Consider the following 13,517-nt stretch of genomic DNA (forward strand, 5'->3'; position numbering starts at 1 on the left):
CAATGGGAAAAATTGTAGCAATAGGTGGCGGAGAAAACGGACACCACAACACTAAATACGAAACTGCACCATTTGATAAGGAAATAATTAGGCTTACAGGCAAACAAAAACCAAGCTTTTTGTTTATAGGCTTGGCTAATAATTATCCTGATTATTATTTTGAGGTAATGGATGGAATTTATAACGGTGTGTATGGATGCACGACAGATTACCTGCGATATGAAGAAATCAGGAATAAAGAGATAACAAGCAGCAAAATCAAAAAGGCTGATATAATCTATGTCGGTGGTGGTAATACATACAAGCTGATGAGATTATTCAAAATGTATGGTATTGATGAAATGCTTATTGAGGCTTATAACGAGGATAAGGTTTTGTGTGGAGTTAGTGCCGGAGGTATTTGCTGGTGCGATTACGGTAATTCCGATTCAAGAGCAATTTCGTCAAATTCAAGTCAAATAATCAGAGTATCAGGACTTGGATTAATTAATGTTTTGTTTGCACCGCATATAGTAAAAGAACCTAACAGAATTGAATCTGTTAAGCAAATGATGAAACGAACATATAAAATACCTGCTGTTCAGCTTGATAATGCAGCATTAGAGGTTGTTGATAATCAGTACAGAATATTGACTATTGATGAAAATTCGGTTGCAGAAAAATGCTATTGGAAGAATGGTAAATATATCACCCAAAACATAATTAGTGACAAGTTTAGAAGCATTGAAGAATTATATGAAAGGAATTAAAAATGAATACTGAAAACACTAATTGGCATCAAAGTGTAACAGGAGTTTTGATTAGCGACAACAAAGTACTACTTGCAAGGCATACATACGGTGCAGGTAAAAATCTTTTGATTGTTCCCGGTGGATATTTGAACTATAACGAAACACCGCAAGAAGCTGTCGTAAGAGAATACAAGGAAGAAACAGGGATTACTGTTGAACCAAAAGACATTATTGCTATAAGGTTCAATTTCAAGGATTGGTATGTTGCCTTTTCTCTTGATTATGTTAGTGGAGAGGCTACATCTGATAATGATGAAAACAGCGAGGTCGTTTGGTTAGATATTTACGAAGCACTTTCAAGGGATGATGTGCCGGACCTTACAAAAAAGCTAATTGAGTCTGCAATAAATAATAACAATGCACTTACTAAAACAGATTATTTCAGCCGAGAGCAACACGGAACATATAGTTTGTATGCAAAATAAGGTTGCATAGCCATTTGCAAGTTGGTTGAATGGCAAAAGAAAAAGACGGTTGAGAAACCGTCTTTTTTGGAGCTGATAACCGGATTTGAACCGGTGACCTCATCCTTACCAAGGATGCACTCTACCACCTGAGCTATATCAGCAAAAAATATAAGGTAAGCAAAAACTTACCAAAATAAAATGGCGACCCGGAACGGGCTCGAACCGTCGACCTCCAGCGTGACAGGCTGGCGTTCTAACCAACTGAACTACCGGGCCATTTATATCTGCCTATGTATAATAACAGAATAGGCAGACAATGTCAATATTTTTTTGATAATTTTTGAATATTACAAAGCCATGGTTTCGCAATAAAGGCAACGGTATGTTCCCTTATTATCCGTAAGCTTAAAGATATGGTCAATATCCTCATTATTGCAGATACAACGAGGATTTGGGCACCTTACAATATTCTTTATCTGCTTTGGCATATCAAGCTTTTTCTTGTCAATTCTTTGGCTGTTTTTAATAACATTTACTGTTGCATTGGGTGCGACGAATGAAATAATATCCATATCCAAATCTACAAGCTTATTAATCTTGATAATATCCTTAACAGTATTCTTTTTGGATTTTGCATTTGTAATAATTGCCACCTGGCAATCGAGCTTATCAAGAGAAAGATAATTATAGATTGCCATACCCTTGCCTGCAGGAATATGGTCAATTACATATCCGTTTTCAATAGAATCAATATTCAAGATTGCCACCCCATTTCAACAAGGTCATAATAAGCGCCATACGAATATATTTACCGTTGAGCGCCTGTTCAAAATACTTTGCTCTCGGGTCGTCATCAACATCGGTTGAAATTTCATTAACCCTCGGAAGCGGATGCATAATGGTTAAGTCCTTTTTTGCATTATCAAGCTTTTGTAAATCAAGAATAAAAGCGTCCTTGTGCTTTAAGTATTCTTCTTCAGAGAAAAATCTTTCTCTTTGTATTCTTGTCATATAAAGGACATCCAAGGTTGGCATTACATCCTCTAAATCCTCAACAAGTATATACTCTGCACCGCTCGGCTCAAGAACGTCGGAAATAATGTAATCAGGAACCTGGAGCTCCTTTGGTGCAATAAGAACAAACTTGACATTCTTATATCTGCACATTGCTTTTATTAACGAATGTACTGTTCTGCCGAATTTCAAATCACCGCACAAGCCGATTGATATATCTCCAAGCTTGCCTTTTTCTCTGTATATCGTTAAAAGGTCGGTCAGGGTTTGAGTTGGATGAGCGTGACCGCCATCGCCTGCATTGATGATAGGTACAAGCGTTCTTGTTGTGGCTACCCTTGGAGCACCCTCAAGAGGATGACGCATTGCGATAATATCGGCATAATTTGATACCATACGAACTGTATCCTCAACAGTTTCTCCCTTTGATGCAGATGACGAGCCTGCCTCTGAAAAACCAAGAACATTTCCGCCCAGCTCGTACATAGCAGCTTCAAATGAAAGTCGGGTTCTTGTGCTTGGCTCAAAGAAAAGGGTTGCAAGCTTTTTGCCATCACATATATGAGCATACTTTTGTTTATTATTGATGATATCCATCGCAAGAGCTATCATATCATCAATTTCATCAAGCGACAAATCAGTTGTATCTAATAAATGACGCATTTACATAATCCTTTCTAAATTAAGCCTTTGCACCGTTTATCTCAAGATAAGCTTTGATACGGTCTACATTTTCCTTATTCTTTTCGTCCTGCTCAAGATATTCGATAATATCGTAAACATCAACAACCGAATAAACAGGAAAACCGTATTCCTCGCCGACCTCAGCAATAGCAGACTTATCTGTTTTGCCCTTTTCCTTACGGTCAACCATAACGAATGTTGCGCTTACCTTTACATCTTCAAGAGAAGAAAGAATGGCCATACTCTCTCTTATAGCGGTTCCGGCAGTTACAACATCCTCTACGATAACGATTTCTTCGCCCGGCTGTGGCTTGTAGCCAACAAATACACCACCCTCACCGTGATCCTTTTCTTCCTTTCTATTAAAGAAGAAAGGAACATCAAGGCCGTTTTTGGCAAGTGCAACAGCAACGGAAACGGCAATCGGAATACCCTTATATGCAGGTCCGTAAAGCACAGCTCTTTTCTTGCCCACCTTATCAAAATAAGCCTTTGCATAAAACTCACCGAGCCTTGAAATCTGCTCGCCTGTTTTAATTTCGCCCGCATTGATAAAGTAAGGAATTTTTCTTCCGCTCTTTGCAGTAAAATCACCGAACTTCAAAACTCCGGCATCCTCTAAAAACTTTATAAATTCTCTTTTATATCCTTCCATAATTACAGCTCCTAATCAATAAATTCAGCACAGCATCTTCTGTATGCAGCGACAGGGTCATCAGCCTGTGTAATCGGCCTTCCGACAACGATATAATCAGAGCCGATTTCTTTTGCTTTTTCAGGAGTGGTAACACGTACCTGATCGCCGACATCACCGTCTGCAAATCTTACGCCCGGTGTAACGGTAATGAAATCCCTTGAGCATTCATCCTTTACCATTCCGGCCTCTAAAGGAGAGCAAACGACACCGTCAAGACCTGCCTCCTTTGCGTTTTGAGCATACTTAACTATTGTATCGTTAATTGATGCATTAATTAAAAGCTCGTTCTGCATCCTTTGCTCACTTGTTGATGTAAGCTGGGTTACTGCAATCAAAATCGGTCTTGTGCCGTCCTCGCGGGTTAATCCCTCCAGCGCAGCCTTCATCATATCTATTGTACCTGCGGCGTGAAGATTTGTCATATCTACGTCAAGCTTTGACAAAACCGCCATTGATTTTTTAACGGTATTGGGAATATCATGAAGCTTTAGGTCAAGGAAAATCTTGTGTCCTCTGCGTTTAATTTCCTTTACAATGGCAGGACCCTCTGCATAGTAAAGCTCCATACCGATTTTTACAAAAGGCTTTTCATCGGTAAAATTGTCAAGAAACCTAAATGTTTCATCTGCGCTTGCAAAATCGCAAGCAATAATTACGTCTTTTCCCATTAATCAACCACTCCTATAATATCACTGATTTTATTTATTCCAAGCTTTTCACATTCAGCAGGAAGAGCCTCAATAATATCCTTGCAGGCGTACGGATTAACAAGATTGGCCGCACCCACCTGAACTGCGGTTGCACCTGCCATCATCATTTCTATAACATCCTTTGCTGTGCTAACTCCTCCGCATCCCATAACAGGAATACTACAAGCCTTCGAAACCTGATACACCATTCTGACGGCAACAGGAAAAATAGCATCACCGCTGAAACCGCCCATTTTATTTGCAATAACAGGCTGTCTGCGTTTTATATCAATTCTCATACCAAGCATTGTGTTGATAAGGCAGATACCGTCAGCGCCTGCTTCCTCGCAAGCCCTTGCTATTGCAACTATATCTGTTACATTGGGCGAAAGCTTAATGAATACAGGCTTTGAGGTAACGGCTTTAACAGCTCTTGTAACCTCGGCAGCCGCCTGAGGAGATGTTCCAAACGACATACCGCCGCCGTGAACATTTGGGCATGATACATTAACCTCTAAAATACCAACCTGCTCCTGCTTATCAAGTAGCTCGCAGGTGTATGCGTAATCATCAACGCTAAAGCCTGAAACATTTGCAATAACAGGCTTGTGAAAGTATTTTTTCATTTCAACAAGCTCGTGCTCAATAACATGATGAACGCCGGGATTTTGCAGTCCTACGGCATTAATCATTCCGTTTTTACATTCTGCAATTCTCGGAGTCGGATTGCCGAATCTTGCTTCTTTTGTTGTTCCCTTAAAGGAGAAAGAGCCAAGGATATTTATATCGTAAAAATCCTTAAACTCGTTACCGAATCCAAAGGTTCCGGACGCAGGCACAACCGGGTTGTCCATTTTCATTCCCGCAAGGTTTACCGATAAATCTACCATATAATCTCCTCCTTAACAAGAACAGGACCGTCCTTACATATTCTCTTGTTGCCGTACTTTGTTTTGCAGGAGCAACCCATACAAGCCCCAAAGCCACAGCCCATTCTTTCTTCAAAGCTGAACTGACCTGATGTTTCGGTAGCATTGTACACAGCCTTAAACATAGGTAGCGGACCGCAGGTGTAAAAGTAATCGTAATCTATATTCTTAATGGCATCTGTAACAAAGCCCTTTATGCCATATGAGCCGTCAACGGTTGTTATATATGTTGTACAACCCAAATCCTTAAATTCCGCTTCGTAAAAAACCTCCTGCTTTGTGTTAAAGCCAAGAACAACGCTGACCTCCTGCCCTGCTTTAATAAGCTTTTTGGCAAGATTATACATAGGAGGAACACCGACTCCGCCGCCAATTAAAAGAGGCTTTTTCGATTTTGAAATATCATATCCGTTGCCGAGGCCTGTAAGCAAATCCAAAAATTCACCTGCAACAAGATTTTTCATCTGCTGTGTTCCCTCGCCCACTACCTTGTAGATAATAGTTATGCTTTCGTCATCATAATCACAAACAGATATGGGTCGGCGTAGGAATTTGCCATCAAGATGAATATTAATAAACTGTCCCGGAGCGGTGATGTATTGAGTATCACCGCCGAGAACCATTTTGTAAACGTCATCAGTCAACGCCTCATTTGATAAAATTATATATTTGTTCTGCTTATACATATGCGTTCCTTTATTCTGCATCAATAGTTGATACACCAAGTGTAATTTCTTCAAGAACATCAAGAAGAACCTTTACGGTATCAAGTGATGTAAACATAGTGACATTGTTATCTACTGCCGCTCTTCTGATTTCAGAGCCGTCAGAATGGCTATCGCCTGCATTAATATCAATAGTATTGATAACATATGCAATGTGTCCCTGACGCAACGCCATAAGAATTTCATCGCTTTCATCGGCGGTAAGCTTGTGACGGACTCTTGTCCTGATATTATGCTCTTTAAGATATTTTGCAGTACCCTCTGTAGCTTCGATATTAAAGCCAAGGTCGTAAAATCTTCTGATAAGAGGTAATGCAGTCGGCTTGTCCTGATCGGCAATGGTAACCAGAACCGTACCGTAATTGGCTACATTCATTCCGGAAGCCTGAATTGCCTTATAAAGTGCTCTTGTAAGAGATTTGTCGTAGCCGATAGCCTCACCGGTAGATTTCATTTCAGGTGAAAGGTAGGTATCCATACCCTTTAATTTACTGAACGAAAATGCAGGAGCCTTAACATACCATCTCTTCTTTTCAGGCTGATATACATTGGTTATACCCTGCTCCTTAAGGTTGTGGCCGAGAATAACCTGTGTGGCAATGTGAGCCATAGGAACACTTGTTGCCTTTGACAAAAACGGAACAGTTCTTGATGAACGAGGGTTAACCTCAATTACATATACATCGTCGTTATCGTCTGCAATAAACTGAATGTTAAACAGACCAACAATGCCGATAGCCTTTCCAAGCTTAACGGTATAGTCGATAATTTTGCTTTTTACCTCTTCATTAGCGGTGAATGCAGGATATACCGAAATACTGTCGCCGGAGTGAACACCCGTTCTCTCTACGTGCTCCATAATACCCGGAATGAATACATCCTCACCGTCGCAAATAGCATCAATCTCAAGCTCACGGCCCATAATGTATTTATCAACAAGTACAGGCTGTTCTGTATTTATTTCAACAGCTGTTTGCAGGTAGTGACGAAGTGATTCCTCGTTTGCAACAATTTGCATAGCTCTGCCTCCGAGTACAAACGAAGGACGAACCAAAACAGGATATCCGATTTGCTCGGCAACCTTAACACCTTCTTCGATGTCGGTTACTGCCTCACCCTTTGGCTGAGGTATGCCAAGCTCTGTCATAACCTTTTCAAACGAGTCACGGTTTTCTGCCCTGTCGATAGCCTCAACATCTGTTCCAATAATAGGCACACCGAGGGCGTCAAGAGGAGGAGCAAGGTTAATTGCAGTCTGTCCGCCGAGAGATACAACAATGCCAAGAGGATTTTCAAGCTCAATAACATTCATAACATCCTCAACCGTGAGTGGCTCAAAGTAAAGCTTGTCCGATGTTGTGTAATCCGTTGATACTGTTTCGGGATTATTATTGATAATAATTGCCTCATAGCCCGCATCTCTGATTGACCAAATAGCGTGAACGGTTGAATAGTCAAATTCTACGCCCTGACCTATACGAATAGGACCGGAGCCAAGAACAATAATTTTTTTCTTTTCACTGACGATTGATTCATTTTCCTGCTCATATGTTGAATAGAAATAAGGAACATAGCTGTCAAACTCGGACGCACAGGTATCAATCATCTTGTACACAGGGAATATATTATTTTCCTTACGCAGTGCAAAAACCTCTGCCTCGGTCATATTCCAAACCTGACCGATATATTTATCGGAAAAGCCGATTTTCTTTGCATCTTTAAGTGTTTGAACATCAGCGACATTTGAATTAAGCTCTTTTTCAAATTCGGTAATATTTTTGAATTTGTCAAGGAAGAACATATCAATTTTTGTGTCGTTGTAAATCATATTAAGATCTACACCGAGACGGATAAGCTGTGCGATTGCAAACAATCTGTCATCAGTGCCTATCTTAATATATTCCAAAAGCTCATCGGCGGTGTAATCATCAAACTTTTTGCTGTAAAGATGGCAAACGCCTGTTTCGAGCGAACGAATTGCCTTAAGAAGAGATTCCTCCATTGTTCTACCGATAGCCATAACCTCACCCGTGGCCTTCATTTGAGTGTTAAGTGAGTTGTTGGCATCCGCAAACTTATCAAACGGAAACCTTGCAATCTTTGTAACAACATAGTCAAGTGTTGGCTCAAACGATGCGGGAGTGTTTGCAATCTGTATTTCATCAAGATGCATACCAACGGAAATCTTTGCAGATACCCTCGCAATGGGGTAGCCCGATGCCTTTGATGCAAGGGCTGATGAACGCGATACTCTTGGATTAACCTCAATCAAATAGTACTGGAATGACAGTGGATCAAGAGCAAACTGAACATTACAGCCACCCTCAATTTTAAGCTCACGAATGATCTTTAACGCACTGTCACGCAGCATATGGTATTCTTTATTTGTAAGGGTTTGCGACGGAGCAACTACAACACTGTCACCGGTATGAATACCGACAGGGTCAATATTTTCCATATTACAAATAGTGATGGCAGTATCGTTAGCGTCACGCATTACCTCATATTCAATTTCCTTGTAGCCCTTGATAGATTTTTCTACAAGAACCTGATGTACAGGAGAAAGGGCAAGAGCATTTTTAAGCATTATTTCACACTCTGCCTCATCATCGGCAAAGCCACCGCCTGTACCGCCAAGGGTAAATGCAGGACGAAGAACAACAGGATAACCGATTTCTTTTGCAGCCTTTAGGCCTTCTTCAAGGTTGTTTGCAATTTCCGACGGAAGAACAGGCTCACCGAGACTTTCACATAAATCCTTAAATAATTCTCTGTCCTCTGCACGTTCAATAGCCTCAAAGCTTGTGCCGAGAATTTCAACATCACATTCCTGCAAAACGCCCTTCTTTGCAAGCTGAACAGCAAGGTTAAGACCGGTTTGTCCTCCAAGGGACGGAAGAATTGCATCCGGCCTTTCGTGACGGATAATTCTTGCAACATATTCAAGATTAAGAGGCTCCATATAAACCTTATCTGCAATATCGGTATCGGTCATAATTGTTGCAGGGTTTGAGTTGATAAGCACAACCTCATATCCCTCTTCTCTCAATGCCAGGCAAGCCTGTGTGCCGGAATAGTCAAATTCCGCAGCCTGTCCGATAACAATAGGACCTGAACCAATAACCAACACCTTGTGAATATCTGTACGCTTTGGCATATTATTCAGCCTCCTTTGCCATTAAATCAATAAACTTATCAAAAAGATACGAGCTGTCCTGCGGACCGGGTGCAGATTCAGGGTGATACTGAACGGAAAACAGCTTGTTTTCAACTGACTCGACACCCTCTGCGGTGTTATCAAGTAGATTTTTATGAGTAAGCTTAAGAGGCGTTCCCTCCAGGCTGTCAACATCAACCGCATATGAATGGTTTTGAGATGTTATCTCTATCTTACCGTTTTCAAGATTAAGAACGGGATGATTACCGCCTCTGTGGCCGAATTTCATCTTAAAGGTTTTCGCTCCGAGTGCAAGCGAAATCATTTGGTGGCCAAGACATATTCCAAAGATAGGAAGCTTGCCGTGAAGCTCCCTTACAAGATTAATTACAGGCTCAACATTCTCCGGGTCACCGGGGCCGTTAGAAAGGAAGAGTCCGTCCGGGCGAAGCTTAAGTATTTCATCTGCAGGTGTGTCGTATGGAACAACGGTAACATTACAGCCCTTTTCATTAAGCTTTCTGACAATATTAAGCTTAATACCGCAGTCGATAGCAACCACATCATATTTATGATTAGGTGTGCGGGAATACCAACGCTTTTTACACGATACCCTCGCAACCATATCGGTTGGAATTTTGTATTCCTTAAGCTCTGCATAAGCCTCATCATACGGCTTATGGGCATTACAAATCATAACCTTTTGGCTGCCCTCATTGCGAATAATACGCGTAATCATTCTTGTATCAACACCGCTAATGCCTGGGATGTCATATTCATCAAGAACCTCTGAAAGAGTTTTGGTATATCTGAAGTTTGAAGGCAGGTCATTATACTCCCTTACAATTAAGCCGCCCATAGTGGGTATTCTTGTTTCGTAGTCGTCATCGGTCATACCGTAATTACCGATAAGCGGATATGTCATACAAACCATTTGGTCTGTGTATGATGGGTCTGAAATTATCTCCTGATAACCCACCATTGAGGTATTAAAAACAATCTCGTTTACAGCCTGCTTGTTTGAACCAAAGCCATAGCCGTAAAATTCCATTCCGTTTTCAAGAATGATTTTTTTATCATAAGGCTTCATATACTACATTACCTCCACAAATAGTCAATACATTTTTACCCTGAAGCTGCCAACCCTCAAAAGGAGTTGCCTTGCCCATAGAAACAAATTCTGACGGGTCAACAGTCCATCTTGCGTCTAAATCGAGCAACGCCAAATCGGCAACCTCACCCTCGGCAATAACTCCACCGGGCAATCCAAATATTTTTCTCGGATTAATACTCATAAGTTCAATAAGCTTTTCAAGAGTAACAGTTCCCGTTTTAACAAGTTTTGTATACAAAACACCAAAGGCAGTTTCAAGACCGACAACGCCCATTGCCGAACCTGCAAGTCCTTTTGACTTTTCCTCTGCCGAATGCGGTGCATGGTCGGTAGCAATAACATCAATTGTACCGTCAGCTATGCCCTGCAAGAGTGCCAGCCTGTCCTGCTCACTTCGAAGCGGTGGATTCATCTTAAATCTGCCGTCCTCCTGCAAATCATTATCACACATAGTTAGGTAATGCGGACCGGTTTCACAGGTTACATTAACGCCGTCTGCCTTTGCTTTCCTGATTATATCAACACTTTCCTTTGTTGAAATGTGGCAAACATGATATTTAACACCTGTTTGCTTTGCAAGAACGCAATCTCTTGCAATCTGCTCATATTCGGAGGCGGAGCAAATACCCTTATGATTATGTGCCCTGCAATATTCACCGTCGTGAATATATCCGCCCTTTAGAAGATCGTTAACCTCACAGTGAGCCGAAATTATTTTACCGAGCCTTGCACATTCCTGCATTGCGCGTTGCATATCCTCACCAAGCTGAATACCTGTGCCGTCATCACTAAATCCAACTGCAAGCTCCTTTAGTGACTCAAAATCTACAAGCTCACCTCTGCCCTGTCTGCCCTTTGTAATTGATGCAAAGGGGTAAACATTTATACATGCATCCTTCTTTATAATATCAAGCTGAACATTAATATTCTCTACGCTGTCCGGAACAGGATTTAGGTTTGGCATAGGACATACCGCGGTGTAGCCGCCCTTTGCCCCTGCCATAGTGCCTGTCTTAATTGTTTCCTTATAAGAAAAACCGGGCTCTCTAAGATGTACGTGAACATCTACGAAACCCGGAATTAAATACTTATCCTGTGCATAAAAAACAGCGTCAACTCCATTTGTAGAAATGGAGGTACCAAGGGTATTTATTTTACCATCTTTAATGAGAACATCAAGTTTTGTAAACCCTGCTCCTGTGTAACAGAAAGCACCCTTAATTAGTGTTGTCATATCGCACCTCTTTCGGAATTTAATTATATAACAAATCATAAAAATAGTCAACTGTCTTTTATATTAATTTATATAAAAAATACCCTGACAAATGTCAAGGTATTTTGTACATTATTCATCATTTTCGGTTGAAGAATCGTCGATATTGTTCTCTTCTGCGGTGTCAGTATTTTCATTTTGAATTTCCGCAGCGGTACCATCATTATTTTCAGGTGAAGTAGTATCCTGAGAATCGAAAGAAGAAAGTACGCCGTTTTTCATCAAGGATTCGAAATCCTCACCCGAAATTTTTTCTTTTTCAAGCAAAACATTTGCAACAAGCTCAAGCTTGTCAAAATGCTCGCTGAGAATTTCAACAGTACGGTTGTATGCCTCACGCATAATTTTTTCAACCTCGGCATCAATACGAGCCGATGTAGCCTCGGAATAATTATTAACGTGACCGTAATCCTTGCCGAGAAATACCTCGCCGTTACCGCTGTCATAAACAACAGGTCCGATGGAATCGCTCATACCGTACTTGATAACCATATCTCTGACAATCTCGGTTGCACGCTGCAAATCATTTGACGCACCTGTTGAAATGTCATTAAGTGCAAGAGCCTCTGCAACTCTGCCACCAAACATTGAAACAAGATTATCAAGCATATCCTTGCGAGAATTATAATTTTCCTCCTGCGGTGTGTACCAGGTATATCCACCGGCACCAAGTCCGCGAGGGACAATGGAAATCTCTCTTACAGGGTCGTGACCTTCGATATAGAAGGATGCAACGGCATGACCTGCCTCGTGATATGCAGTAAGCTTTTTAGCCTTTTCAGAGAACTTATGAGATTTCTTTTCTGTACCAAGCTCTACTCTTGATGTTGCATCAATAATATCTTGAGATGTAATTGCCTTTTTATTTCTTCTTACTGCAAGAAGAGCAGATTCGTTCATAAGATTTTCAAGGTCGGCACCGGTAAAACCGATAGTATCCTTTGCAACCTCGTGCAAATCAACATCAGGAGCAAGCGGTTTGCCCTTTGAGTGAACCTTAAGAATATCCTCTCTTCCCTGTGCGTCCGGTCTGTTAACGGTAATCTGTCTGTCAAATCTGCCCGGACGAAGCAATGCAGGGTCAAGAACATCAGGTCTGTTAGTTGCTGCAATAACGATAACACCTGAATTTGAACCAAATCCATCCATTTCAACAAGAAGCTGATTAAGGGTTTGCTCACGCTCATCATTGCCGCCGCCCATACCTGTGCCACGATGACGACCGACCGCGTCAATCTCATCAATAAACACAATGCATGGTGCCTTTTTCTTCGCCTGCTCAAACAAATCTCTTACTCTTGAAGCACCGACACCAACATACATCTCTACAAAATCAGAGCCTGAAATGCTTAGAAACGGCGCACCCGCCTCGCCTGCAACAGCCTTTGCAAGCAAAGTTTTACCCGTACCAGGAGGGCCGACAAGAAGAACACCCTTTGGTATTCTTGCACCAAGCTCGGTATATTTTTCACCGTTTTTAAGGAAATCAACAAGCTCCTCAAGCTCTGCCTTTTCCTCCTCACAGCCGGCAACATCCTCAAATTTCTTATCCGAATCCTCGCCTGACTGTGTTTTTGATTTTATCTTTCCAAAGCCAAGTGTTCTGTTTGTTTCGCTGGAAATGGAGCCTGTCATCTTACGCATAAGCCACAGGAACATTAAAATAATTATAATTGTAAAGAAGAAGGTCGGAAGCATACTGAGCCACCAATTATTTGTTGAACCCTTCTTATAATTATAAGTTATTTGCTTATCGGTATGAGCATCGTTATACTCATTAACATACTCGCTGATGTCATCTATAAAGTATGTTACACTTGGAACAGTATATTTGTTAACAACGTCCTTTTTGTCATCAAACAGCCTATATGTCAACTGACCTGAGCTTAAATCAAGCTCGTATTCGGCAACCTGATTTGTACGGAACAAATTTACAATTTCACTATAATTCTTTACATCCGTCTTCTTGTTCTGCCCTGAAAACAGGAATATTGAACCAATAAGCATAACAGGAATCAAAATATAAAATATTACAGA

The 13,517-nt window shown here is 41.0% G+C and carries 12 protein-coding genes and 2 tRNA genes; 2 read left to right on the forward strand and 12 right to left on the reverse strand.

What is annotated here, in order from left to right; translation table 11 throughout:
* Nucleotides 1–2 precede the first annotated feature (2 nt).
* Both Q0P34_RS03535 and Q0P34_RS03540 read left to right on the forward strand, forming a co-directional pair.
* Nucleotides 3–749, forward strand: coding sequence for a Type 1 glutamine amidotransferase-like domain-containing protein (locus tag Q0P34_RS03535; protein ID WP_294952971.1), 747 nt, complete (start codon nt 3–5; stop codon nt 747–749).
* 2 nt (nt 750–751) lie between these two features.
* A complete protein-coding gene (locus Q0P34_RS03540) occupies nt 752–1,216 on the forward strand; it encodes an NUDIX hydrolase (RefSeq protein ID WP_294952974.1) in 465 nt (154 codons plus the stop codon).
* A 67-nt stretch (nt 1,217–1,283) separates the two neighbouring features.
* On the opposite strand, the gene Q0P34_RS03545 is transcribed toward Q0P34_RS03540, so the two are convergent.
* The 12 genes from Q0P34_RS03545 to ftsH all read right to left on the reverse strand — a co-directional run bounded on the left by Q0P34_RS03545 (nt 1,284) and on the right by ftsH (nt 13,487).
* Nucleotides 1,284–1,359: transfer RNA gene (locus Q0P34_RS03545), tRNA-Thr, on the reverse strand.
* A gap of 38 nt (nt 1,360–1,397) precedes the next feature.
* Nucleotides 1,398–1,474, reverse strand: a tRNA-Asp gene (locus Q0P34_RS03550).
* 71 nt (nt 1,475–1,545) lie between these two features.
* Nucleotides 1,546–1,965 carry an aspartate carbamoyltransferase regulatory subunit gene (locus Q0P34_RS03555; RefSeq protein WP_366783585.1) on the reverse strand — a complete coding sequence of 140 codons (420 nt, stop codon included), beginning with the start codon at nt 1,963–1,965 and terminating at the stop codon, nt 1,546–1,548.
* Entirely contained in the window at nt 1,946–2,875 is a 930-nt protein-coding gene (gene pyrB / locus Q0P34_RS03560; protein WP_294952977.1) for an aspartate carbamoyltransferase, read from the reverse strand. The genes Q0P34_RS03555 and pyrB overlap by 20 nt, the downstream gene beginning before the upstream one ends.
* A gap of 19 nt (nt 2,876–2,894) precedes the next feature.
* Nucleotides 2,895–3,551 carry an orotate phosphoribosyltransferase gene (gene pyrE / locus Q0P34_RS03565; RefSeq protein ID WP_294952980.1) on the reverse strand — a complete coding sequence of 219 codons (657 nt, stop codon included), beginning with the start codon at nt 3,549–3,551 and terminating at the stop codon, nt 2,895–2,897.
* Nucleotides 3,552–3,562: 11 nt separating this feature from the next.
* Nucleotides 3,563–4,261, reverse strand: coding sequence for an orotidine-5'-phosphate decarboxylase (gene pyrF, locus Q0P34_RS03570; protein ID WP_294952983.1), 699 nt, complete (start codon nt 4,259–4,261; stop codon nt 3,563–3,565).
* Nucleotides 4,261–5,172: a dihydroorotate dehydrogenase gene (locus Q0P34_RS03575; RefSeq protein ID WP_294952986.1), complete on the reverse strand. Its 912-nt coding sequence runs from the start codon at nt 5,170–5,172 to the stop codon at nt 4,261–4,263. The genes pyrF and Q0P34_RS03575 overlap by 1 nt, the downstream gene beginning before the upstream one ends.
* Nucleotides 5,166–5,897: a dihydroorotate dehydrogenase electron transfer subunit gene (locus Q0P34_RS03580; RefSeq protein ID WP_294952989.1), complete on the reverse strand. Its 732-nt coding sequence runs from the start codon at nt 5,895–5,897 to the stop codon at nt 5,166–5,168. Before Q0P34_RS03580 ends, Q0P34_RS03575 begins: the two co-directional genes overlap by 7 nt.
* A 10-nt stretch (nt 5,898–5,907) precedes the next feature.
* A complete protein-coding gene (gene carB / locus Q0P34_RS03585; protein WP_294952992.1) occupies nt 5,908–9,093 on the reverse strand; it encodes a carbamoyl-phosphate synthase large subunit in 3,186 nt (1,061 codons plus the stop codon).
* Between the two features lies 1 nt (nt 9,094).
* Complete coding sequence (gene carA / locus Q0P34_RS03590) at nt 9,095–10,183, reverse strand: glutamine-hydrolyzing carbamoyl-phosphate synthase small subunit (protein WP_294952995.1); 1,089 nt, start codon at nt 10,181–10,183, stop codon at nt 9,095–9,097.
* Nucleotides 10,170–11,441, reverse strand: coding sequence for a dihydroorotase (locus Q0P34_RS03595; RefSeq protein WP_294952998.1), 1,272 nt, complete (start codon nt 11,439–11,441; stop codon nt 10,170–10,172). Before Q0P34_RS03595 ends, carA begins: the two co-directional genes overlap by 14 nt.
* 111 nt (nt 11,442–11,552) lie before the next feature.
* Nucleotides 11,553–13,487: an ATP-dependent zinc metalloprotease FtsH gene (gene ftsH / locus Q0P34_RS03600; protein ID WP_294953001.1), complete on the reverse strand. Its 1,935-nt coding sequence runs from the start codon at nt 13,485–13,487 to the stop codon at nt 11,553–11,555.
* Nucleotides 13,488–13,517: the final 30 nt, after the last annotated feature.

Origin of the sequence: uncultured Eubacterium sp. (assembly GCF_945980375.1) — a bacterium.
GTDB lineage: Bacteria > Bacillota > Clostridia > Oscillospirales > Acutalibacteraceae > Eubacterium_R.